We start from the raw sequence: 22,732 nt of genomic DNA on the forward strand, positions 1-22,732 counted from the left end.
GGCCGGTGAAAGCTTCAGCGGCCTCGTGACTGTTTCAGGAACCGATGGACCGGTGCTCGAACGGGGAGTGGTGCTCCTGCACCTGGATGTCCCGGGGCGCGTCCACGATCACGTCCGAGAAGATGTCGAACGCGAGGGCGAGCAGTCCGCCCACCGCGCAGATGCCCGCGCCGATCCACACGAACAGCCAGTTCGGGCCGAGGGTCAGCGCCACGCCCCCGATCGTGAAGCCGATGAGGATGATGCTGACGGCGAGCCACGATTTGGCGCTTCCCGCGTGGCTGCCCTGGTGTCCGCTCTGTGCCATACCCCGTTTTCTACCTGATGGCCCGGGCGGTCGGGACATCGGGGAACCCCCTGGGCGGTTTTCTCCCTATGGGTAAGGAGATTGTGCCGCGGCGCTCCGTCGTTTGCGGGTGGCTGTGTCTGGTGATGGAACCGCCTACGATGGTTAGCGGGGAAGTATGTCTCGTCCTCACACCCCGGTGGTCGGCCGGGGTGAGACCTGCGAGGAGCTTTACTAAAAGTGCCAGCCATTCTCGACAAGATCCTTCGCGCCGGCGAAGGCAAGACTCTGCGGAAGCTCAAGCGCATCGCCGAGCAGGTCAACTCCATCGAAGAGGACTTCAGGAGCCTGTCCGACGCCGAGCTCCGCGCGCTGACCGCCGAGTACAAGCAGCGGCATGCCGACGGCGAGTCCCTCGAAGACCTGATGCCGGAGGCCTTCGCGACCGTGCGCGAGGCCGCCCGCCGGGTCCTCGGGCAGCGCCATTTCGACGTGCAGCTCATGGGCGGCGCCAACCTGCACATGGGCAACATCTCCGAGATGCGCACCGGTGAGGGCAAGACGCTTACCTGTACGCTTCCCGCCTACCTCAACGCGATCTCCGGCAAGGGCGTCCACGTCGTCACGGTCAACGACTACCTGGCCAAGCGCGACGCCGAGACGATGGGCCGGGTGCACCGCTTCCTCGGCCTGGAGGTCGGGGTCATCCTGGCCAACATGCCGCCGGACGAGCGCCGCAGGCAGTACAACGCCGACATCACGTACGGCACGAACAACGAGTTCGGCTTCGACTACCTGCGTGACAACATGGCGTGGTCGATGGAGGAGTGCGTCCAGCGCGGCCACAACTACGCCATCGTCGACGAGGTCGACTCGATCCTGATCGACGAGGCCCGCACCCCGCTCATCATCTCCGGCCCCGGTGAGCAGTCGGGTAAGTGGTACCAGGAGTTCGCCAGGATCGTGCCGAGGCTCCGCCGCGGCACCGAGGGCAAGGACGGCGAGGAGAGCACCGGCGACTACGTCGTCGACGAGAAGAAGCGCACGGTCGGCATTCTGGAAGCGGGCGTGGAGCGGGTCGAGGACTGGCTCGGCATCGACAACCTCTACAAGCCCGAGCACACCCATCTCGTGCAGTTCCTCAACAACGCGCTCAAGGCGAAGGAACTGTTCAAGAAGGACAAGGACTACATCGTCGTCGACGGCGAGGTCCTGATCGTCGACGAGTTCACCGGGCGCGTGCTGCACGGCCGCCGTTACAACGAGGGCATGCACCAGGCCATCGAGGCCAAGGAAAGCGTGAAGATCAAGGACGAGAACCAGACTCTCGCCACGATCACCCTCCAGAACTACTTCCGCCTGTACGAGAAGCTCGCCGGCATGACCGGTACGGCCGCGACCGAGGCCAACGAGTTCCACCAGACGTACAAGCTGGGCGTCGTCCCGATCCCGACCAACCGGCCGATGGTCCGTCAGGACCAGGCCGACGTGGTCTACAAGACCGAGGACGCCAAGTTCCAGGCGTGCGTCGACGACATCAAGGCGCGCTACGAGCAGGGCCAGCCGGTCCTCGTCGGCACCACGAGCGTCGAGAAGTCCGAGAAGCTGTCGCGCATGCTCAAGCGCCAGGGCGTGCCGCACGAGGTGCTGAACGCCAAGAACCACGCCCGTGAGGCCACGATCGTCGCCGAGGCGGGCCGCAAGGGCGCGGTCACCGTGGCCACCAACATGGCCGGTCGAGGCACCGACATCATGCTCGGCGGCAACCCCGAGTTCCGCGCCGACCTGGAGCTTCAGCAGCGCGGCCTGTCGCCGTCCGAGACGCCGGACGAGTACGAGAAGGCCTGGGCCGAGGCGCTGGAGAAGGCCAAGGAGGCCGTCAAGGCCGAGCACGAGCAGGTCGTCGACGCCGGCGGGCTCTACGTGCTGGGCACCGAGCGGCATGAGTCGCGGCGCATCGACAACCAGCTCCGCGGCCGTTCCGGCCGTCAGGGCGACCCCGGCGAGTCGCGGTTCTACCTGTCGCTCGAAGACGACCTCATGCGCCTGTTCAACGCCGCCCGGGTCGAGATGATCATGACGCGGCTGAACATCCCGGACGACGTGCCGATCGAGTCGGGCATGGTCTCCAAGGCCATCGCGTCGGCCCAGCACCAGGTCGAGCAGCAGAACTTCGAGATCCGCAAGAACGTCCTGAAGTACGACGAGGTGATGAACCGGCAGCGCACGGTCATCTACGCCGAGCGGCGGCGGGTGCTGGAAGGCGCCGACCTGCACGAGCAGGTCCGCGGCTTCGTCACCGAGGTCGTCGACGACTACGTCAAGGGCGCCACCGGCGAGGGCTTCGCCGAGGAGTGGGACCTCGACAAGCTGTGGAAGGCCTTCGGGCAGCTCTACCCCGTCTCCCTCACGGTCGACCAGCTCGTCGAGGAGGCCGGCGGCGCCAAGGAGGACCTTGACGCCAAGCTCATCGCCGACAAGATCAAGGAAGACGCGCTCCAGGCGTACGACCGCCGCGAGGAGGAGCTCGGCCCCGAGGCGATGCGCGAGCTGGAGCGCCGGGTCATCCTCTCGGTGCTCGACCGCAAGTGGCGCGAGCACCTCTACGAGATGGACTACCTCCAGGAGGGCATCGGCATGCGCGCCTATGCCCAGAAGGACCCGCTGATCGAGTACCAGCGCGAGGGCTTCGAGATGTTCGCCGCGATGCTCGACGGCATCAAGGAGGAGTCGGTCGGCTACCTGTTCAACCTCGAGGTCGAGGTGCAGGCCAACCCGATCGTGGAGGAGAACGCCGAGGAGGACACGGCGCTGTCGGAGACCGGGTCGATCATCGCCCGGGCGCTGCGGCAGCCGTCTCGGCCGACCGAGATGGTCTACACCGCGCCCGGCGAGAGCGGCGACGTGGAGGTCAGCCGGGTCAGGTCGACCCCCGAGCAGCGCGCCGCGTACGGCGACGTCGAGCGCAACGCGCCCTGCCCCTGCGGCTCGGGCAAGAAGTTCAAGCGCTGCCACGGCGACCCGCGCAACCAGCAGGCGTGACCGTCAGGCGTGACCTGAGCTGAGGAGGACCCCGCCGGACATGTCCGGCGGGGTCCTTCCATGACCGGGGAAAGAGCCGGTAAAGGGGGCCGGGGGGCCTGCGGGGTCAGGCGGTCTCGAAGTCGGTGACCAGCCACTGCATGCCGTGCCGCTCCAGCCGTACGGCGAGCACCCGGCTGCGCGGACCACAGTTGACCAGCAGGCACATCTCGATGACCCCGTCCAGGGGCCGTTGCACGTGCGGCAGGCCGGTCAGCGGCGGCCGCTCGGTGTCGATCATCTTTCCGGCCCGGACCAGCTCGCGGTAGGCCCGCTCGGTGAGCCGGCCGGCCACCGTCTCCGGCGGCCGGCGGCCGGCCAGGATCTCCGCCAGCGCCTGGCCGAGCCCTCGCAGGCGGCGCTCGTCGGTGAGCGAGCCCCCCGGCCGTCCGTACGGGTACGACACGGGCGGCGCCGGGAGGGTGGCCGGGGCGAGGGCGAGCGCGCCGTACGTCACGGGACCGCCGTCCCGCTCGTCGTAGGGAGGGTCCGCCGGGGGGACGGCCGCGAGCCGTGGCAGGGGGACGGGCTTGGGCATCGTGACTCCGCTCTCGCGCGCCAGGATCTGACGCCTAATAGAGGTTGCGGTCATCCCGCCTGATACCGGGCTCGCCAACTTTGCCGAGAATCGCCGCTGCGTGCCGCCATTCGTCCGGGAAGATCCGGCCGAGCTGGGGGGAACATCCCCCATTAGTGGAACGTGGCGAAGGGCCTTGAGGTCATCCGGAATTCGCGGAGAACGCGACAGGGGCGCCCGGGATCGCCGGGCGCCCCTGTTCCCCGCGAGGGGGCGTGACGCGTCAGGCGCGGGCGCGCGCCGTTTCGGCGCTCTCCCCGGAGTCCACATCGGGCTCGGGTTCCCGGCCGGGCGTCATGATGTTCAGCTTCTTGATGAGGAAGCTGAAGATCACGTAATAGAGGACGAAGTACACGACACCGATCAGCATGATCAGCCAGAAGTTGTGCGTGTTGTCCTTCGTCGCGTTCAGGCCCGCGTCGATGGCTCCGGCGGAGAACCCGAAGCCGAGGCGTCCGTCCAGGAACGCGACCAGGGCCATCGAGACGCCGGTGAGCAGCGCGTGCACCGCGAACAGCACCGGCGCCACGAAGATGAACGCGAACTCGATCGGCTCGGTGATGCCGGTGAAGAAAGAGATCAGCGCGGAGGAGATCATGATGCCGCCGACGGTGGCGCGGCGGTGCGGCGGGGCGGCCCGCCACATCGCGATGGCGGCGGCCGGCAGGCCGAACATCATGACCGGGAAGAAGCCCGCCATGAACGCGCCGGCGCCGTCCTGCCCGGCGAAGTAGCAGTTCAGGTCGCCTGCGGCGTGGGTGGCCCCGACGGTGCACTCCGGCACGGCGAACCAGACGATCGAGTTGACGAAGTGGTGCAGGCCGAAGGGGATGAGGCCCCGGTTCACGATCCCGTAGATGCCCGCGCCGAGTGCCGAGTTGTTCGCCAGCCAGCTGCCGAAGGTGGACAGCCCCTCACCGATCGGCGACCAGATCAGGCCGAAGACGACGCCGAGGACGAGCCCGGCCAGCGCCGTGAGGATCGGCACGAAGCGCCGGCCGCCGAAGAAGGCCAGGTAGGCGGGCAGTTTCGTCCGGTAGTACCGCTGCCACAGGACGGCCGCGACGAGGCCCATGAGGATGCCGCCGAGCACTCCGGTCGGGTTGGCCGAGGCCAGGTTGAGCGCCTCGGCCGGCTTGCCGTCCGCCCCCAGAACGGACTGCGCCACCTTCTTGTGGACCGCCGCGTCCGCGGCGGCGTCGAAGAACATCAGGTGGGTGACCCGGTCCCAGACGAGGTAGCCGACCACGGCCGCCAGGGCGGTCGAGCCGTCGGCCCGCCGGGCGAAGCCGACCGCGACGCCCACCGCGAACAGCAGCGGCAGCGCGTCGAACAGGGCGCCGCCCGCGCCGCCGACGACCTGCGCGATCTTGTCCAGGGTCGCGTTGTCCGTACGGCCGAGCAGGTCGTCCTGGCCGATCCGGAGGAGGAGCGCCGCGGCGGGCAGCGCCGCGATCGGAAGCATCAGGGAGCGGCCGATGCGGGACAGCGCGGCCATCAGCGCGTTCTGGCCCGAGGGTGCGGCGGGCAGGCCCGCGTCGGCGGAGGTGGAACTCATGGGCTGTTCCTCCAGGATGGGGGGAGTGCTAGAGGCGTCTGGCCGGGGCTCCGAGGAGCGTCCGGAGTTGGTAGCGGTCGGCCCGGTAGGTCGAGACGCCGAGTTCGGCGCAGACCCCGCCGGCGAAGGACCGGCGCTGCAGCAGCAGCACGGCCCCGCCCCGGGGCAGTTTGAGCAGGTCGGCGTCGCTCGGATCGGCGACGCCGCCGTCGATGGTCAGCTCCCCGGCGTCCATCACGAGCGCGTAGCGCGACTCGAGCAGGGCGTAGAGGGATCGTCCCGTCAGGTCGAACTCATCGAGGCCGGGCGCGAGCTTGACCGGGATGTGGGCCCGTTCGATGCTCAGCGGTTCCCCGTCCGCCGTGCGCAGCCGCTCGATGAAGTGGACGGCGTCGCCCGGCTGGATGCCGAGCTGCCGCGCGAGGTGGGCACTGGCCCGGACCACCCGCCGGTCCAGGTCGCGGGAGCCCGGCTCCATGCCCCGCGCTCGCATGTCGTCGGTGAAGGAGGTGAGCTGGAGGGCCAGCTCGATCTTCGGCCGTGCCACGAACGTGCCCTTGCCCGGCACCCGGTGCAGCCGCCCCTCGGACACCAGGTGGTCCACGGCCTGCCGTACCGTCATACGAGACAGGTCGAAGCGCTGGCTCAGGTCGCGTTCGGAGGGGATCGCCGCGCCGATCGGCAGCTCGTTGTTCTCGATGAGATCGAGCAGGATCTCCCGTAGCTGGAAATACTTCGGCACCGGGCTGTCCGGATCGATCTGGGCCACTGATCCCCCTTCTCGCTCCGGATCGTGTGGATAAGTTAAGATTCTTACTGGTCTAGTCCGGACTAGACCACAGCCGGGAAATATGTGTCAATGTATGGGCCGGCGACGGATCCATAACAGACAAATCTCGCCAAGCGGGGGATGATCACCTATGACGACCAGAATGCGCGGTGAGATCGCCGAGCAGCCCGCGGCGATCCGGGCGACGCTGGACGCCCTGCTCCCGCGGACCGGCGAGGTCGAGGCCGTCGCGCGCGGCACCCGGCACCTGCTGTTCGTCGCCCGGGGGACGTCGGACAACGCGGCGGTCTACGGCCGCTACCTGATCGAGGCGCGGGCCGGCCGGTTGGCCGCGCTGGGCGCCCCCTCGATCGCCACCGCCTACCGCCGCAGACTCGACCTCGACGGCGTGCTGGCCGTGGGCCTGTCCCAGTCGGGCCGTACGGAGGAGATCGTCGAGACCCTCCAGTGGGCGAAGGACTGCGGCGCGCGGACCGTCGCCGTCACCAACGGCGGCGAGCAATCGCCGCTCGCCCAGGCGGCCGACCTCGCGCTGTGCACGCTCGCCGGCGAGGAGAAGGCCGTGCCGGCCACGAAGACCTACACGACCCAGCTCGCCGCGCTGGCCGTGCTCGCCATCGGCCTCGGCGCCGACGTCGACCCCGACGACCTGCGCCGGGTGCCGGACGCCGTGGAGAAGCTCGTCTCCGACCCCGGCGACCTCGACGCGGTGGTCGAGGGCCTGGCCGACAAGCCCGGCGTCGTCGTCTCCGGCCGCGGCCTGGCGTTCTCGACCGCGCTGGAGCTCGCGCTCAAGCTCAAGGAGGCGTGCTACCTGCACGCGATGGGCCTCTCGTACGCCGACCTGCTGCACGGCCCGATCGCGGTCGTGGACGCCGACACCCCGGCGATCCTGGTCGCGTCCGGGCAGGGCCCCACCCTCGCGGGCACCGTCGCGCTGGCCGAGCGGGTCACCGGCGCGGGCGCCGCCGCGTACGGCGTCGGGGGCGGCGAGCGGCTCGCCGCGGCCTCGACCGCCGCGCTGAACGGTCCGGACCTGCCCGAGTGGGTGGCGCCGTTGGGACTCATCGTCCCGGGGCAGTTGCTCACCGAGGCGCTCGCGCGCAGGCTCGGTATCGACCCCGATTCCCCCCGCGGTCTGAAGAAGGTCACCCAGACCGACTGAACGACGGGCCGATCGAACACAGGAGGACCCCCATGGCTGCAGACGCCGAGGCGATCATCGCCGGGCTCGGTGGCGCCGGCAACATCATCGAGGTGGAGCCGTGCATCACGCGGCTGCGCACCGAGGTGCACGACGCGTCGAAGGTGAACCAGGCCGCGCTCAAGGCGGCCGGCGCCCACGGAGTGATGGCCGCGGGCAACGTCGTCCAGGTCGTGGTGGGCCCCGAGGCCGACACCATCGCCAGCGACATCGAGGACATCATCGGCTAGACCGGCAGGTCACGACGGGTCCGCCGGTCCCTCGCCCGTCCCTCACGGGCTTCCGGCGGCCCCCGGCGTGACGCCTGCCCGGATCACCAGGGAAGGGCCCTTCATTGACGACTGTTCTCGCCCCTGTCGCGGGGGCGGCCATCGGGCTGTCCGCCGTGCCCGATCCGGTGTTCTCCCAGGCGATGGTCGGCCCCGGCGCCGCGATCGATCCCCGCAGGGAGCCCGTCGAGGCCCTGGCCCCGATCGACGGCACGATCGTGAAACTGCACCCCCACGCATACGTCGTGGTGGGCGACGACGGCAGGGGAGTGCTGGTGCATCTCGGCATCGACACCGTCCAGCTCAAGGGGGAGGGCTTCCGCCTGCTCGCCGCCGAGGGCGACCGCGTACGGGCCGGTCAGCCGGTGGTGGCGTGGGACCCCGCGGCCGTGGAGGCGGGCGGCCGGTCGCCGGTCTGCCCGGTGGTGGCGCTCGACGCGGTGCGGGACGCGGTCGGCGGGATCGCCGAGGGCAGCGTGAACGCGGGCGACACGTTGTTCGAGTGGTCGTGATGGCGTCATGAAGGCCGCGCTCTTCGACCTCGACGGCACTCTGATCAACACGGAGATACGCAGCCGGGCCCTGTGGCGGATGCTCTTGGAAAACCACGGGATCGCCCACGACGAGACGCTGCTGCGGCGCTTCATGGGCCGCCGCGGCTCCGACGTCATCCCCGAGGTGTTCCCCGACATGGACGTGCGGACGTTGATGGACGAGATCTCCTCCTACTACGGGCAGCCGGGTCTACCGGACATCGTGCCGGTGCCGGGGGCGGCCGACCTGGTCCTGCGGGTCGCCGGGCACGGGTCGCCGCTCGCGCTGGTGACCTCGGCGGATCGGGACTGGGCGGTGGCCCGGCTGACCGAGATCGGGGTCCTGGAGGTGGTCCGGACCATTGTGTCCGCCGAGGACGTGATCGTGGGCAAGCCCGATCCGTCCGGCTATCTCCTGGCCGCGGACCTGCTCGGGGTGAACCCCGCCGCGTGCGTGGTGTTCGAGGACTCGCTCGCCGGCATCGAGGCGGCCCGGACGGCGGGTATGACCTGCGTCGCGGTGGCGACCACGCATCACCCGGATGAACTGTCGCATGCAGATCTGGTAATCCCCGACATGTCGGGTATTGACTGGCCTTTGACGGAAGCACCGGCGGTCTAGACCACCGCCCACAGAGGAGGAAACGTGGCCGAACGTAGAGTCAGCGTCACGTCGGAGGTCGGGCTGCACGCCCGCCCGGCGGCGACGTTCGTGCAGACCGCGGCGAAGGCGTCGTACGAGATCACCATCGCCAAGGCGGGCGGCACGCCGGTGAGCGCGAAGAGCATCCTGTCGGTGCTGGCGCTCGACGTACGGCAGGGGGAGGCGATCGTCATCAGCGCGGAGGGCGAGGGGGCCGACGCGCTGCTCGACGAACTCGCCCAGATCGCCGCGGCCCCCTGACGCCGGCGGACGCGCGATGAACACGCGGCGGACGCCGGCGGGCGGCGAGGCGACGGGCCCGGGACCGCTCACGGGAGCGGGTGACGGGGCGACCGGCCCGGGGTCGCCTATCCGCATGGGGTCGCTCTCCGGTACGGCGGTCAGCCCCGGCGCCGGATACGGCCCGGCCCACGTGCTGGCGGGGGAGATCCCCGAGCCCGACAGGGAGTCGCGGCACGGCGGTGACGCCGCCGCCGAGCGGGCCCGTGCCGAGCGGGCGGTCGAGGAGGTGGCCGCCGACCTTGAGGCGCGCGGCGGCAGGGCGGGCGGGGAGGCCGAGGAGGTGCTCGGAGCGCAGGCGCTGATGGCCCGCGATCCCAGCCTGGCCGCGGAGGTCGGCGCGCTGATCGACCGGGGCGTGGCCGCCCCGCGCGCCGTCTTCGACGCCTTCGGCAAATATCGCGACCTGCTCGCCGCGGCCGGAGGCTACCTCGCCGAGCGGGTGACCGACCTCGACGACATCCGCGACCGGACGATCGCCGTGCTCACCGGCCGGCCCATGCCCGGTGTGCCGGCGAGCGCCGCCGAGCCGTTCGTGCTCGTCGCCAGGGACCTCGCCCCGGCCGACACCGCGCTGCTGTCGAAGGACGTGGTCGCCGCGTTCGTCACCGAGCAGGGCGGGCCGACCAGCCACACCGCGATCCTCGCCCGCGCGATGGGCGTGCCCGCCGTCGTCGGCTGCGCGGGCGCCACCGCGATCACCCCCGGCATGCCCGTGCTGGTGGACGGAGGCTCGGGCGAGGTGCTGCTCGCCCCCGGCCCGGACCGGGTCGCGGCGGCCCGCCGGGCCGTCGAGGCGCGGCGCGCGGCGTTGTCGGCGGCAGACGGCCCGGGCGCGACCGCCGACGGTCACGCCGTGCCGCTGCTCGCCAACATCGGCGGCCCGCGCGACCTGCCGGACGCCCTCGATCACGGCGCCGAGGGCGTCGGTCTCTACCGCACCGAGTTCCTCTTCCTCGACCGTGCGTCGGCGCCGTCCGCGAAGGAGCAGGAGGAGGCCTACCGCGCGGTGTTCGAGGCGTTCCCGGGCGGCCGGGTGGTGGTGCGCACGCTCGACTCCGGGGCCGACAAGCCGCTCGCGTTCCTGCCGCCGCCGGAGGAGGAGCCGAACCCGGCGCTTGGGGAGCGCGGCCTGCGGATGTTCCGCCGGTATCCCGAGATCATGGCGGCCCAGCTCGGCGCGCTGGCCGCCGCTGCGGCGGGCACCTCCGCCGAGGTCCAGGTCATGGCGCCGATGGTGGCCACGGCCGAGGAGGCCGAGTGGTTCGCCGAGGCGTGCCGCACGGCGGGGCTGGACAGCGCGGGAATCATGATCGAGGTGCCGTCGGCGGCGCTGCGGGCGGCGGACCTCATCCGGGCCGCCGACTTCTTCTCGATCGGCACCAACGACCTCACGCAGTACGCGCTCGCGGCCGACCGCCAGGTCAGCGCCGTCGCCGGGCTGCAGGACCCGTGGCATCCGGCGGTGCTCGACCTGATCGCGATGGCGGCCTCGGCCGCCTCGGAAGCGGGCAAGGGCTGCGGCGTCTGCGGCGAGGCGGCGGCCGATCCGGTGCTCGCCTGCGTGCTCGTCGGCATGGGGGTGACCTCGCTGTCGATGGGCGCTTCCGCGCTCCCGTGGGTGCGCGCCGCGCTGGCCCGGCACACGCTCGACGAGTGCCGTTCCGCCGCCGTGGCGGCCCGCTCCGCCGTCTCCGCCCGGGACGCGAAAGCCGCCGCGCGCACGATGCTCCCCGGCCTGGCGGACCTCGGCCTCTGACCCGTACGGATCCATCCGTACGGCCTGGGCGGCGGGCGCCTCGTCCGCCGCCCACGCCGGTCCGGGAGCCGGTCTGAGCGCGGGTCCGGGAGCCGTCGGCGAGCTGGTGCCCAGCGGGTCGGGGAGCCGGTTCACCGCCGGGTCACAGCCGGTTCGCGAGCCGGTGGGTGAGCAGGCCCGAGGTGCGGTTACGGTAAAAGGCGTGCCAGGACTCAGACAAGGCGGGGTCATGCTCGCCGCCCTCCTCGTGGCCGGATGCTCGTCCGGAACCGGCGCCGTGGGCGCGCAGACCTCGCCGGGTGCGTCCGCGCCGGTGTCCGCGTCCGCGGCGGCCTCCTCCGCCTCCTCCGCCGCCTCAACCGACGCGACGACCCCGGCCGCGTCTTCGGAGGGGTCGTCTGGAGGGTCGTCGAAGGGGCTGGCCGAGCGGACGCTCGCCGCGATGAGCCTGCGGGACAAGGTCGCGCAGTTGTTCACCGTCGTGGTGTGGGGCCCGAAGGCCGGGGCGCCGAGCAAGGAGAACCAGGCGCGCTACGGCGTGGCGACTCCGGCGGAGGTCGTGGAGAAGTTCCGGCCCGGCGGGGTGATCCTGTTCGACTGGGCGGGCAACGTGTCCGGGGCCGGGCAGGTGGCGGCGCTCACGACCGGTCTGCGCGAGGCCGCCCGCGCGGACGGTGGTGCGCCGCTCGTGATCGGCGTTGACCAGGAGAACGGCATCGTCTCCCGGCTCCGGGCCCTGGTCACCAAGCTTCCCGGCGCGGCGCAGATCGGCGCGACCGGCCAGACGGCCAACGCGCGGGACGTCGCCCGGGTCACCGGTGAGGAACTGCGCGCTCTCGGCATCTCCCTCGACTTCGCGCCGGTCGCCGATGTCAACGTCAACCCGCGCAACCCGGTCATCGGGCCGCGCGCCTACGGCTCCGACCCGAAGAAGGTGGCGCCGATGGTCGGCGCGGCCGTCGACGGCTTCCACGCCGCGAAGGTGGCCTCCGTCGCCAAGCACTTCCCCGGCCACGGCGACACCTCCGTCGACAGCCACACCGGCCTCCCGGTCATCAAGCACACGATGTCCAAGTGGCGGACGCTGGACGCGCCGCCGTTTCGTACGGCCATCGCCCACGGTGTGGACGTCGTCATGTCGGCGCACGTGGTGATGCCGGAGCTGGACCCGTCCGGAGACCCGGCGACGCTGTCGCACCGTATCCTCACCGGCCTGCTCCGCGACGAACTCGGCTTCGGTGGCGTGATCAGCACCGACGCGCTGGACATGGCCGGGGTGCGCGAGAAGTACGGCGACAGCGAGGTGGTCGTGCGGGCCGTCCTCGCCGGGGCCGACATGCTCCTCATGCCGCCGAACCTGCCCAAGGCGTACGACGCCATCCTGAAGGCGGTCAAGTCGGGGCGGATCTCCGAGAGCAGGATCAACGAGTCGGTGCTGCGGATCCTTCGGCTGAAGGAGAGACGCGGCCTCTTCGGGCCGATCCACACCGATCCGGGCTCCCTGCGGTCCCCCGAGCACCTCAAGGTGGCCCAGCGCGTCTTCGCCCAGTCCCGCTGACCCCGCCTTACAAGAGCATCCTTAGGCTGCCCACCATGCCGATCAAGCGGGCTGCATCCTGATTTGCCCCTCCGGTGACCTCTGCTGGGCGCGGAGGAACTCGGCGAGCATCGCAATGCGCCGGAGCGGGTTCAGGTCCGGGGGCGGGACCAAACCGGGGCCCATCAGGGTGGCGACGGCGTCGCGAATGGAGGTGTGCAGGGGCGAATCTTGAACCACCTCATCGTGAAGGAGTTCCCCGGCCCGCTCCACCGTCACGCGATGGTGGTTACGCTCCAACTGCCAACCGCCGGTGGCCGTCACCGGGTCCAGGTGGGCGGTGAACTGCGTCCGCCCGGCGTGCACGGTGATGTGCCGGTGACGGTCGTCGGCGGGGCGTAGGCCGCGCTGCCACAGGCCCGGCCGGCCCAGCCCCGGACGCGGGGTACTGCCGAGCACGACAGTAGGGCTGGTGATGCTCGACGTCAGCTCCACCCGCAGGTGCATGTCTGCGACAGCGACACGTCAAGCCGGGCTTGCACCTCCGTCGCCGGCCCGCTGCCGCTCCGCGGTGGGGTCGACGGCAGACGGGATGGACAGTGCGCCGGTGTGCGCTGGCCTGGCAAGCAAAGGCCTGATCAGGCCGACCTCGGAGGGCACCACGGCAGCGAGGCGGCGACTACCGAGGGGAGTGCCAGCGATGTGGGTCTCGATCAGACTGACCACTCGGCGAGCTGCCCGCGCTCATTCTGACCAGCATGATCAGGATGAAAATGGCTCAGTAGCGTTCCTGATCAGCCTTAAGCCGACTCTCCACTAGCGCCGCATCCGAGCCGAACGGCAAACTTGCCCGTATCATGAACGACTACGTTACTCCGGTCATCGCGGCCGCTTCAGCGCTGGCGGGTGCCACGATCACAGCGGTAATCAACGCTCGCTCCGAGCGACGACGCGAACAAGCTTTGGAACGACAGCAGTTACACGAGGAACGTGTTCGGCTGAATCACCAACTCCGTGATCTCCAAGCTGATCATCAGCGATGGCTACGAGACCGAAGACATGAGGCGTATCGTGCTTTGATCGATTCGATGTACGACACAAGGCGCGCTCTCAACGAACATTGGGCCAGCGTCGCCGGCGCTGACTTCGATGCCCAACATGCAATGACTTGCCAAATCGCCGCGTCTAAACAGTTGAGCGAGATCCAGGCCCTCAGCCGAGCAGTCCAACTAGACGGTCCAGCAAACGTCGCTGACATCACGGATGCCTACTGGACGCAGCTCTGGAAAGCCCACCTGCTCATGGTGGACTGCCACGAGCGACGAACTCGTGACGACAGGGCCACTCCAGGTGAGGAGGATCAGAAGCGGGTCCGTCAAACCCTTCGTGATCTGGAAAAAGTCCAGGGGCACTTCACGAGGACGGCTCGGGATGTGCTCAGTGCGTGGCAGCTGCCATCTATCGGGTCAACGGACGAATGATCACGTTTGGTGCACAGTATGGAGACCGGCCTCGATGAGCTCACACGTCAGCCACTTAGCGTCAGGGCGCCGCTGCTTCTGGGGGGTGAAGCGCCGCCTTAGCCTCCGCTATTCAGCACTGAAGGCGGAGCAAGATCGTTGAAATGAAGAAGGTGTTGGGCTTCCCCTCCTAGCCACCGATGTCCCTTCCGTAACGCCCGTGCCGGGCGTGAGAATCGGGGATGGTTGCCCGCCGACGTCGTCCACGCTTTGGTCCCCGTACGAGGCCGTCTCTTAGCCTGATGTCGGGAGCTGGTCAGGAGCCCTGCACTGTTGCCATGAGCACGCGAGTCCGCATCTCCTTCTTCCGCAGCTCCTGTGGGCAGCCGTTGATTCACGACAACGGCAGGAGCGCGGATGAACACAGACGACGCCGAAGGGCCGCTCGAGATCGTGCAGCGTGTTTGCGCGATCGACATCGCCAAGGCGGACTTGGTGGCATGCGTTCGGGTCCCCCATGACACCGACCAGGGCAAACGCGTGCAGGAGATCCGCGAGTTCACCACGCTCACCGCGTCACTGCTGAGACTGGCCGACTGGCTGCGCTCCCAGCAGGTCGAACTGGTGGCGATGGAGGCCACGTCCAGCTACTGGAAGCCGGTGTTCTATCTACTGGAGGCCGAAGGCTTCACCTGCTGGCTGCTGAACGCCAAGCACGTCAAGAACGTGCCCGGCCGGCCGAAGACTGACCGACTGGATGCGGTCTGGCTGGCCAAGGTCGTCGAACGCGGGATGTGCCGCCCCAGCCTGGTTCAACCCGCTCCGATCCGGCAGCTGCGTGATCTCACTCGCTACCGGCGCACACTCGTGCGTGACCGCAGCCGTGAGAAGCAACGCCTGGAGAAGCTCCTGGAAGACGCGCAGATCAAGCTGTCCAGCGTGATCGAGGATCTGTGCGGTGTCTCTGGCCGGCAAATGCTGGAGGCACTGATTAACGGAGAACGCAATCCCTCTGTACTGGCGCAGATGGCACGCGGGCGGATGCGGTCGAAGATCCCAGTGCTGGAAGAAGCACTCCGTGGGCATTTTCAAGAGCACCACGCCTTTCTCACCCGCATGATGCTGGATCGCATCGACGAAATCGACACCAAGATCACCCAGGTCGCCGCTCGCATCGAAGAGCTCATCATGCCCTTCGCCTCACAGGCTGAGCAGCTGGACGAGATCACTGGCGTCGGGGTCATCTCGGCCCGGGAGCTGATCGCGGAGATCGGTGTGAACATGGCAGCCTTTCCTACCGCGGCTCACCTGGTGTCGTGGGCGAAGTTCGCGCCCATCGACAAGAACTCCGGTGGTAAGAAGCGGGGTGGATCCACCGGCAAGGGCAACCCCTGGCTGGCCGCCACGCTCGGAGAGGTAGTGGCTGCGGTTTCCCACACCGACAGCTTTCTGGGTGAACGCTATCGGCGGCTGTCCAAGCGTCGAGGCAAGAGTCGCGCCATCGTCGCGGTCGGCAATTCGGTGCTCACCATCATCTGGCACCTGCTATCTGATCCGCAGGCCCGCTTCCACGATCTCGGCTCAGGTTTCTATCAGTCCCGCATCAACCACAACCGCCAGGAACGGACCCTCATCCGCCAGCTGGAACGGCTTACCGGACGCAAAGTCACCCTCACCGACCTTGCCCACGGTGGTGCATCCGCCTGACCCATCACCGTCCTCACGCCCCAACCTCAGGTTCACTGGTTGGGGTTCGCTCCCGCGCGCCTGGTGACGGTCCGATTCTCGAGTCAGCGTGGAGACCGAACCGGAAGAGGTTTGGTCGTGGCAGGAACCACGAGGCGTCGCTTTGATCCGGAGTTCCGGGCCGGAGCGGTAAGGATCGTTAAGGAGACCGGTAAGCCCGTCTCGCACGTGGCGCGAGACCTTGGTATCAACGAGTACACGCTGCACAACTGGGTGCAGATGGACCGGCTCGCCGGTGGGCAGGCCGGCGGGAACGGCGGAGGCGGGACGCTGAAGGAGTCGGCCGAAGAGGAGCTGGCACGGCTACGGCGGGAGAAGGCCGAGCTGGTCAAGCAGCACGCGCGCGAGAAGGCGGCCTGGGAGAAGGACCGCGCTGAGCTGGAGGACGAGCGTGATGTCCTCAAGCGCTCGGTGGTCTTGTGGGTGAAGGAGGCGATGGGCCGGTGAGCGTGGCGGCCTTCATCTGTTCCCAGAAGACCGAGTTCGGTGTCGACCACGCCACCTCCTGCCGGGCGCTGGGGGTGTCGCAGGCGTGGTTCTACAAGTGGAAGCCGTATCGGCGTCGAGGCGCCGACCGGTCGTGAGCAGCGACGAGCCCGGCTGGACACGGAGATCAAGCGGCTGTTCGCTGCGTCGGGCAGCACCTACGGCTCGCCCCGCGTCACCCGTGACCTGCACGAGTTGGGCTGGCGCGTGTCGGAGAACACGGTCGCCGCGCGGATGGCCGAGCTGGGCCTGGCCGGACGCGCGCCGAAGAAGCGCAGGTCGCTGACCCGGCAGGGTAAGCGCAAGGCTGCGCCGGACCTGGTCGGGAGGAAGTTCACCGCGGTGGCGCCGGACGTGCTGTGGGTCGGCGACGGCACACAGATCGACACCGACGAGGGTCCGCTCTACTTGGCCACGGTCGAAGACCTGTTCTCCCGGCGGCTGCTCGGCTACGCCATGTCTGAGCATCACGACGCCGCGCTGACGGTCGCCTCGCTGCGGATGGCCGTCGTTACCCGAGGTGGGAATGTGGACGGGGTGATCTTTCATTCCGACCGGGGCAGCGAGTACACCGCCGCCGCTTACCAGGCCGAATGCCGCAAGCACGGCGCCGTACAGTCGATGGGCCGGGTCGAGTGCTCCCTCTTAACCGGCTAACGTTTGCGTTTCCCCAGGTCAGCGACACGCCGTGGCGTGTTTCTTGCTGGCTGGATGTGGTCATCGCCGGTACATCTGTCTCTTGTGATTGCAGAGTCGGGGCTTCGGCTTGAGGAACGGGACGGCGGCTGGGGGCTGGCCGGCCCGAGTGCCGCACGGTTCGTGCTGGTGGATGAGTATCTGGCGCACCTGGCCGACCGGAACTACTCGCTCAAGACCGTCCGCGCCTACGGGTATGACCTGCTGGCGTTCTGCCGGTGGCTGGCCGCCGAGGATCTGCCGCTGGCCGAGGTGTCGACGGAGGTGCTGCTGCGGTTCCTGCGGGCCTGCCGGGAGGCGAGGATTCCCGGCCGTCCAGGCCCGAACGTGGTCACCTTGTCCGGACGCCGGATGGATCAGTACGCCGCCACGACGATCAACCGGAGGCTCGCGGCCATTTCAGGGCTGTTCACGTTCGTCTCGATGCGCGACCCGCAGGCGAAAAACCCCGTCCCGAAAGGCCGGGAGGCCCGCTGGCGGGTGCCCGGCGAGCGGTCGGGAATGCTGGCGCACACGGTGCGTCGGCCGAAGAACCGCTCGGCGCTGCGGCTTCGTGAACCGCGCCGCCTGCCCAAGGCGCTGTCCCAGACGGAGGCGGCCGAGCTGCTGGCGAGTTTCCGCACCTGGCGGGACCGGGCGATCGCGGGATTGATGTTGTATTGCGGGCTGCGCTCGGCTGAGGTCCTCGGCCTGGACGTCGCTGACGCCGACATCGGCGGCCGGTGGCTGAAGGTGGTCGGCAAAGGCGACCGCGAACGACGTGTCCCGCTGGATGCGGATGTCGCCTCGGTGATCCAGGTCTATCTGCTGGCCGAACGCCCGGCCTCCGGCAGCAGCCGCCTGTTTGTGGTGGCCAAGGGCCCGAACCGGGGCCGGCCGCTGACCGCGGCCGGGCTACGCACGATCTTCCGCTATCACCGCGCGATCACCGGGATCGCCGGCGGGCATCCGCACGCGTTGCGGCACACGTTCGGCACCGCTCTGGCCGAGGCCGGGGTTGATCTTGCGGTGATGCAGGCTCTGCTCGGTCACGCGCATGTCGACACCACCGCCCGTTATATCCATCTGGCTCCCGCCCACGTGAAAGCCGAGTTCGATGCCGCCCGCACTCGCATCCGCGCCCAGCAATGACCTGCACGCCGCCTACCTGGACTACCTGGAGCGGACCGGACGGGGCAACCATGCCTACTGGTGGGCCGCCCGAGTGTTCTTCGCGTGCTGGCCCGACCCGCGGCGATGGGCGGCCGAGCCGTTGGAGGTCCGCTTGTCGGCCGGGAGTTCGACCCGGCCGATCATCACGTTCCTCATGCTGCACCACGGACTTCGGCCCGGCTATGACTACCTGCTGGAACGCAAGCTGTCCACCTTCTGGCGGGAGATCACCGACTCGCCCATCGCCGGTGATCTGGATCGGTTCATGGCTGCGGCAGCCGAGCTCGGCTTCACCCAGCGGGTCCGGTTCGCCACCGGCTCTCAGGTGCCGGCCCGGCTGCTCATCCAGGCCGGACGCCCCCTGGAGCAGCTCACCCTGGCCGACCTGGAGGAGTTCACCGCGGCCTGCGCCGAACGGCACCAGCGCACCGGTAAGGGACACCGCCACTACCTGTCGGCGATCAGCAACGCCCAGCGGGTCCTGTTCCACCTCGGGATCATCGACACGCTGCCTCGGACCGGCAGGCCGGTCCCCTTCGCCGAGCGGCTGGCCGGGGTGGCAGAACCGATCCGCACGACGATGATCGCCTATCTGGAGCGCAAACGCGCGACCTGCCAGCCCAAGACCGTCTCGGGGATCGCGACCCGCCTCAACCACTTCGGCCTGTTCCTGGCCCGCGTCGATCCTGGGCTGGCGTCGATCTCAGCGTTGGACCGGCAACGCCACATCGAGCCTTACCTCACCTTTCTGGTCGACGCCGTCAACTCCAAGACCGGCCAGGCCATCACGGTCGCGGACCGATCCCGGCGGGTCATCGCATTGATCGCCTTCTTGACCGACATCACCGAGTGGGGCTGGGCCGAGGCGCCCGCCCGCAAGCTCGTCTTCCGCGACGACAACCCCAAGCTCCCGCAGGTTCTGCCCCGCTACCTGCCCGTCGATGCCGACCGTCGCCTGGCCGAAGTGTTGCGGGACCGCCCTGGCAACGAACTGGCCGCCTGCGCCCTGCGGCTGCAACGCGCCTGCGGGCTTCGGATCGGGGAACTGCTCGACCTTGAACTGGACTGCGTCCACGAGGTTCCCGGCCACGGCAGCTGGCTGAAGATCCCACTCGGGAAGCTGGAAACCGAGCGCATGGTCCCCCTTGATGACGACGTCCTGGAGTTGATCGACCACATCATCGACCGCCGCTCACACGGCAGGCCGATGCCGCACCCCCGCTATCGGCGCCCGGCCCAGTTCCTGTTCACCCACCATGGACGGCGTCTGGGGCAACAAGCGGTCCGGGCCGAACTCGACCGCGCCGCCCAGCAGGCCGGTCTCGGCCACATCACCTCCCACCAACTCCGGCACACCTACGCCACCGCCCTGGTCAACGCCGGCGTCTCGCTGCAGGCACTGATGGCGCTGCTCGGGCATGCCTCCGCCGAGATGAGCCTGCGCTACGGACGGCTGTTCGACACTACCGTCCGCGCTGAATACGAGCGCGCCCTCGACCTGGCCAAACAACAAGTCCCAACCCCAGCCCCCGGCCGCGTCAGCCTGCCCCTGGCCAGCATCACCGGTGGCGCGGACTGGAAAGACACCCCGCTGATCAAGTCCAGGATGTCCGGCGGGTTCTGCCTGCGCGCGCCCGCCCAGGGCGCGTGCACCTACGCCAACATCTGCGAGCACTGCCCGAGTTTCCACGCCGAACCCAGTTCGCTACCCATCCTCGCCGCCCAGCGCGTCGACGCCGAAGCCCTCGCCAAGGACGCCGAAAATCGAGGTTGGATCGCCGAAGCCGAACGGCACCGCAAGCTCATCGCCCGACTCGACAACCTGATCAGCGAGGCCCAAGCCGGATGACCAGCAACGAAACCCTCAACCGGGTCGAGCGGGCCTGCACCCGACTCCACCACGACGGCCAGCCCGTCACCTTCACCGCCGTCGCCGCCATCACCGGACTCGGCCGCACCACCCTCTACCGCAACCCCACGCTCCGCGCCGTCATCGACGAGCACCGGCACCGCACCACCGCCAGCGGAACCCTCACCGGCATCACCGACGAGATCGCCACTCTCCGCACCGCTGTCGATGCCATCGCCGACCGCGTCCGCCGACACGAAGAGCAACTCCGCCGGCTCACCACCCGCACGAACTGAAAGCGTTAACCGGCCAACCCCGAGGACCACGATCATTAGCCGGTTAAGCGCTCGATAACGCCGCCGCCGAGTCCTTCAACAGCACGCTCAAGGTGGAGTTCGTGCACCGGCACCGCTTCCGCACACGGGCCGAGGCCCGCCTGAAGATCGCGACTTGGATCGCGGACTTCTACAACGTCAGCAGGAGGCACACCGCCAACGACGGGCTGCCGCCTGTCACATTCGAACGTCAGATGATCGAGAAGAGGCAAACCTCAACGGCCCTGCTGAGGGCCGCTGTGGCGTAGGACCGTCTCCACGATTTCAGGGGATTGACACCCCGACGCTCCCCCCGCAGACCATCCTTTCCTAGCCGCGTGAGGCGATGCCTTATCCGTCCACAACGGCCTCGGGTCCTGCTTGACCCTGCTGGTCAACTCGGATGTGCGGAGATACCGACACCGCAGCAGACGCCTATATTTGAGACACGTCGGCTGGGAGGCGCGGTGCTCAAGGGTGTGCTGATCGATTGGGGCGGGGTTCTGACGACGAGCCTCACCGAGTCCATCGTGGAGTGGATCGAGGCCGACCGGATCGACCCCCGGCACTACCGGGAGGTCATGCGCGCGCTGGTCGCCCAGGCGTACCGGGCCGGTGCCGAGCCCGGAGCCGAGCCCGGAGCCGAGATCGGCGTCGAGGCAGGCGGCGGCAACCCGATCCACGCGCTGGAGCGCGGCGAGATCCCCATCCTGGAGTTCGAGCGCGACCTGGCCGCCCGCCTGCTGACCCTCGACGGCGGCCCGCCCGAGGCCGACGGCCTGCTGACCCGGATGTTCGCCGGGTTCCGGCCGGTCGAGGAGATGAACGAGATGCTGCGCCTCGCCCGCGTCGCGGGGCTGAGCACCTGCCTGGTGTCGAACTCGTGGGGCGACCACTACACGCGCGAGGGCTGGGAGGCCATCTTCGACGCCGTCGTCATCTCCGGCGAGGTCGGCATGCGCAAGCCGGAGGAGCGCATCTTCCACCACGCGCTCGGCCTGCTCGCGCTGGAGCCGGGGCAGTGCGTGTTCGTCGACGACATCGAGGAGAACATCACGGCGGCGCGGGCCGTCGGGTTGGTCGGCGTCCACCACACCGATCCCGTGGCGACCATCGCCGAGATGGAGCGCCTGTTCGGCCTGCCGCTGCGCGCGGCACGGTCCACGCAGCAGCCGCCCGGCCGGTAAATTCAGCCGCAGGGACGGGCCGGGGGTGTCCCGGCCGCACCGATATCGAGTCGAGGAACGCATGCGCGTGTATCTGCCGTCGACGCTGCCCGCGCTGGCGCGCGTCGTCGCCGCCGGTGAGCTGGGCCCGGCTCCGCTGGACGGTTTCGCGGTCACCCCCTCGTTGATCGAGTGGTACGCCTCGGGGGACACCGAGGAACTGGAGTACGTCGCGCTCACCGAGGCCGCCCGCGCCTCGCTGCGCCTACTGGCCGCCGGATCGGCCGCCGGCCACGAAGAAGGGGCCGCCCGGCGGGTGGTCCTCGCGGCCGAGGTACCGGACGAGACCGTGAAGGCCGGTGCCGGCCTGGAGGAGCGCGCCCGTGTCCGGGTGGTCGAGCCGGTCCCGCTGAAGCTGCTCGCCGCGGTGCACGTGGACGACACGGCCGCCGTACGGGACGTCGAGGCGGCGATCGCGGTGCTGTCCGCGGCCGACGGCGGGGACGACGACGCCCGGTTCGTCGTGGACGGCGTGGAAGACCACGAACTGCTCTGGTACGCCACGCAGGAGGTCCCCGATCTGCTGAGCTGACCGGCGCCGTTCACGATTTCGTCACAGGCCCCGTCTAAGCTTGGGACGAGATGACACACATAGTTTGGGACTGGAACGGGACGCTCTTCCACGACGTCGACGCCGTCATCGGCGCGACCAACGAGCTCTTCCAGTCGTACGGCCTCGGGCCGTACGACGTGGAGGGCTTCCGCGAGGTCTACACTCGGCCGATCTGGGTGGCGTACGAGCGCATGCTCGGCCGGCCGCTGCGCGAGGGTGAGTGGGAACAGCTCGACACGGGTTTCCACGAGCACTATCACCGGCTGATGGAGGTCTGCAATCTCGCCGAGGGGGCGCAGTCGAGCCTGCGCGCCTGGGACGAGTCGGGCCGCACGCAGTCGCTGCTGTCCATGTGGGGCCACGAGCGGCTGGTCCGCAAGGTCGGCGAGTTCGGCATCGACGGTCACTTCCGCCGGGTCGACGGGCTGCGCTCCGCCGCCGGGGGCCACAAGGCCGAGCACATGGTCGAGCACCTGAGTGCGCTGGGCATCGACTCGGCCAAGGTCGTCGTCATCGGCGACAGCGTCGACGACGCCCACGCCGCCCTGCACGTCGGGGCCCGCGCGATCCTCTACACGGGTGGCATGACGCGGCGGTCCGACCTGGAGGGCGTCGGCGTCCCCGTGGTGGACTCGCTGGCCGACGCCCTCGACTTCGTCTGACGGTCCCCCCTGGCCGCCACCCGGCGGCCGCCCGAGGGCGGGCCGCCGGAC

Annotated in this window: 24 protein-coding genes and 1 pseudogene; 20 read left to right on the forward strand and 5 right to left on the reverse strand. The window is 69.4% G+C overall.

Annotation, left to right across the window (positions count from 1 at the left end; genetic code table 11):
- Positions 1-34: 34 nt before the first annotated feature.
- Positions 35-307: an HGxxPAAW family protein gene (locus tag OG344_RS15450; protein WP_327043971.1), complete on the reverse strand. Its 273-nt coding sequence runs from the start codon at positions 305-307 to the stop codon at positions 35-37.
- Positions 308-526: 219 nt separating this feature from the next.
- On the opposite strand from OG344_RS15450, the gene secA reads away from it, so the two are divergent.
- Positions 527-3,328 (forward strand): preprotein translocase subunit SecA, encoded by a 2,802-nt coding sequence (gene secA / locus OG344_RS15455; RefSeq protein WP_405088807.1) that lies wholly within the window; start codon positions 527-529, stop codon positions 3,326-3,328.
- Positions 3,329-3,434: 106 nt separating this feature from the next.
- Here the strand turns inward: secA and OG344_RS15460 are convergent, their stop codons facing one another.
- The 3 genes from OG344_RS15460 to OG344_RS15470 form a co-directional block, all read right to left on the reverse strand.
- Positions 3,435-3,905: an Rv3235 family protein gene (locus tag OG344_RS15460; protein ID WP_405088808.1), complete on the reverse strand. Its 471-nt coding sequence runs from the start codon at positions 3,903-3,905 to the stop codon at positions 3,435-3,437.
- 262 nt (positions 3,906-4,167) lie between these two features.
- Positions 4,168-5,502: a PTS transporter subunit EIIC gene (locus OG344_RS15465; protein WP_405088809.1), complete on the reverse strand. Its 1,335-nt coding sequence runs from the start codon at positions 5,500-5,502 to the stop codon at positions 4,168-4,170.
- Between the two features lie 28 nt (positions 5,503-5,530).
- Positions 5,531-6,271 (reverse strand): GntR family transcriptional regulator, encoded by a 741-nt coding sequence (locus OG344_RS15470; RefSeq protein WP_117410363.1) that lies wholly within the window; start codon positions 6,269-6,271, stop codon positions 5,531-5,533.
- Between the two features lie 151 nt (positions 6,272-6,422).
- On the opposite strand from OG344_RS15470, the gene OG344_RS15475 reads away from it, so the two are divergent.
- The 7 genes from OG344_RS15475 to OG344_RS15505 all read left to right on the forward strand — a co-directional run bounded on the left by OG344_RS15475 (position 6,423) and on the right by OG344_RS15505 (position 12,558).
- A complete protein-coding gene (locus tag OG344_RS15475; protein WP_405088810.1) occupies positions 6,423-7,457 on the forward strand; it encodes an SIS domain-containing protein in 1,035 nt (344 codons plus the stop codon).
- Between the two features lie 32 nt (positions 7,458-7,489).
- Positions 7,490-7,726 (forward strand): glucose PTS transporter subunit EIIB, encoded by a 237-nt coding sequence (locus OG344_RS15480; protein ID WP_405088811.1) that lies wholly within the window; start codon positions 7,490-7,492, stop codon positions 7,724-7,726.
- Positions 7,727-7,830: 104 nt separating this feature from the next.
- Positions 7,831-8,277 carry a PTS glucose transporter subunit IIA gene (locus OG344_RS15485; RefSeq protein ID WP_405088812.1) on the forward strand — a complete coding sequence of 149 codons (447 nt, stop codon included), beginning with the start codon at positions 7,831-7,833 and terminating at the stop codon, positions 8,275-8,277.
- Positions 8,278-8,284: 7 nt separating this feature from the next.
- Positions 8,285-8,920 carry an HAD family hydrolase gene (locus OG344_RS15490; RefSeq protein ID WP_405088813.1) on the forward strand — a complete coding sequence of 212 codons (636 nt, stop codon included), beginning with the start codon at positions 8,285-8,287 and terminating at the stop codon, positions 8,918-8,920.
- 24 nt (positions 8,921-8,944) lie between these two features.
- Entirely contained in the window at positions 8,945-9,202 is a 258-nt protein-coding gene (locus OG344_RS15495; RefSeq protein WP_327043979.1) for an HPr family phosphocarrier protein, read from the forward strand.
- A gap of 115 nt (positions 9,203-9,317) precedes the next feature.
- Positions 9,318-11,000 carry a phosphoenolpyruvate--protein phosphotransferase gene (ptsP, locus tag OG344_RS15500; protein WP_405088814.1) on the forward strand — a complete coding sequence of 561 codons (1,683 nt, stop codon included), beginning with the start codon at positions 9,318-9,320 and terminating at the stop codon, positions 10,998-11,000.
- Positions 11,001-11,202: 202 nt separating this feature from the next.
- Positions 11,203-12,558: a glycoside hydrolase family 3 protein gene (locus tag OG344_RS15505; RefSeq protein WP_405088815.1), complete on the forward strand. Its 1,356-nt coding sequence runs from the start codon at positions 11,203-11,205 to the stop codon at positions 12,556-12,558.
- Positions 12,559-12,600: 42 nt separating this feature from the next.
- Here the strand turns inward: OG344_RS15505 and OG344_RS15510 are convergent, their stop codons facing one another.
- Positions 12,601-13,044, reverse strand: coding sequence for a hypothetical protein (locus OG344_RS15510; protein ID WP_405088816.1), 444 nt, complete (start codon positions 13,042-13,044; stop codon positions 12,601-12,603).
- 350 nt (positions 13,045-13,394) lie between these two features.
- Here OG344_RS15510 and OG344_RS15515 point away from each other — a divergent pair, with 350 nt between their 5' ends.
- From OG344_RS15515 to OG344_RS15570, 12 genes and pseudogenes are all read left to right on the forward strand, one after another.
- Positions 13,395-14,018: a hypothetical protein gene (locus OG344_RS15515; RefSeq protein WP_405088817.1), complete on the forward strand. Its 624-nt coding sequence runs from the start codon at positions 13,395-13,397 to the stop codon at positions 14,016-14,018.
- 396 nt (positions 14,019-14,414) lie between these two features.
- A complete protein-coding gene (locus OG344_RS15520; RefSeq protein WP_405088818.1) occupies positions 14,415-15,704 on the forward strand; it encodes an IS110 family transposase in 1,290 nt (429 codons plus the stop codon).
- A 117-nt stretch (positions 15,705-15,821) separates the two neighbouring features.
- Positions 15,822-16,190: a transposase gene (locus tag OG344_RS15525; RefSeq protein WP_405088819.1), complete on the forward strand. Its 369-nt coding sequence runs from the start codon at positions 15,822-15,824 to the stop codon at positions 16,188-16,190.
- Complete coding sequence (locus tag OG344_RS15530; protein ID WP_405089234.1) at positions 16,187-16,327, forward strand: hypothetical protein; 141 nt, start codon at positions 16,187-16,189, stop codon at positions 16,325-16,327. The genes OG344_RS15525 and OG344_RS15530 overlap by 4 nt, the downstream gene beginning before the upstream one ends.
- Before the next feature lie 16 nt (positions 16,328-16,343).
- The gene (locus OG344_RS15535) at positions 16,344-16,886 is read left to right on the forward strand and encodes an IS3 family transposase (RefSeq protein ID WP_405089099.1); all 543 of its coding nucleotides are present in this window, start codon (positions 16,344-16,346) and stop codon (positions 16,884-16,886) included.
- A gap of 168 nt (positions 16,887-17,054) precedes the next feature.
- Positions 17,055-18,056 (forward strand): tyrosine-type recombinase/integrase, encoded by a 1,002-nt coding sequence (locus tag OG344_RS15540; RefSeq protein ID WP_405088820.1) that lies wholly within the window; start codon positions 17,055-17,057, stop codon positions 18,054-18,056.
- Positions 18,022-19,926, forward strand: coding sequence for a tyrosine-type recombinase/integrase (locus OG344_RS15545; protein ID WP_405088821.1), 1,905 nt, complete (start codon positions 18,022-18,024; stop codon positions 19,924-19,926). The genes OG344_RS15540 and OG344_RS15545 overlap by 35 nt, the downstream gene beginning before the upstream one ends.
- The gene (locus OG344_RS15550) at positions 19,923-20,222 is read left to right on the forward strand and encodes a DUF6262 family protein (RefSeq protein ID WP_405088822.1); all 300 of its coding nucleotides are present in this window, start codon (positions 19,923-19,925) and stop codon (positions 20,220-20,222) included. Before OG344_RS15545 ends, OG344_RS15550 begins: the two co-directional genes overlap by 4 nt.
- 62 nt (positions 20,223-20,284) lie before the next feature.
- A pseudogene (locus OG344_RS15555) lies at positions 20,285-20,509 on the forward strand (integrase core domain-containing protein); the annotation flags it as partial.
- A 198-nt stretch (positions 20,510-20,707) separates the two neighbouring features.
- A complete protein-coding gene (locus OG344_RS15560; protein WP_405088823.1) occupies positions 20,708-21,427 on the forward strand; it encodes an HAD family hydrolase in 720 nt (239 codons plus the stop codon).
- A 61-nt stretch (positions 21,428-21,488) separates the two neighbouring features.
- Positions 21,489-21,998 carry a DUF6912 family protein gene (locus OG344_RS15565; RefSeq protein ID WP_405088824.1) on the forward strand — a complete coding sequence of 170 codons (510 nt, stop codon included), beginning with the start codon at positions 21,489-21,491 and terminating at the stop codon, positions 21,996-21,998.
- 50 nt (positions 21,999-22,048) lie between these two features.
- Positions 22,049-22,681 (forward strand): HAD hydrolase-like protein, encoded by a 633-nt coding sequence (locus tag OG344_RS15570; protein WP_327043984.1) that lies wholly within the window; start codon positions 22,049-22,051, stop codon positions 22,679-22,681.
- Positions 22,682-22,732: the final 51 nt, after the last annotated feature.

This window comes from Microbispora sp. NBC_01389, from assembly GCF_045040095.1.
GTDB lineage: Bacteria > Actinomycetota > Actinomycetes > Streptosporangiales > Streptosporangiaceae > Microbispora.